1 protein-coding gene is annotated in these 223 nt (G+C 65.0%); it reads right to left on the reverse strand.

The annotated features are described in order from the left end of the window. Positions 1–166 (reverse strand): helix-turn-helix domain-containing protein (locus O5O54_RS22330; protein WP_279484042.1); only part of this gene is annotated, 166 nt, incomplete at its 3' end. Positions 167–223: the final 57 nt, after the last annotated feature.

Consider the following 223-nt stretch of genomic DNA (forward strand, 5'->3'; position numbering starts at 1 on the left):
GGCCCATGCGCATGTCGCCGGTTGTCGGCCGTCGGCGCCACTTCTGCACGGTCGTCGGGCTGATGCCGTAGCGCTTGGCAGCGGCCCTTACGCTCTCTTGACGTAGCTGGATCGCCCGACGGACTGCCTCTGTCGTGCGGGCGCTTCCATGCAGAACCTGTCCCATAGCGCGACCCTCCCAGCGTAGTGATCAACCGTACCACCACATCGCGGGATCAAACAC

This window comes from Aureimonas sp. SK2, from assembly GCF_029813115.1.
In the GTDB taxonomy this organism is placed as follows: Bacteria; Pseudomonadota; Alphaproteobacteria; order Rhizobiales; family Rhizobiaceae; genus Aureimonas.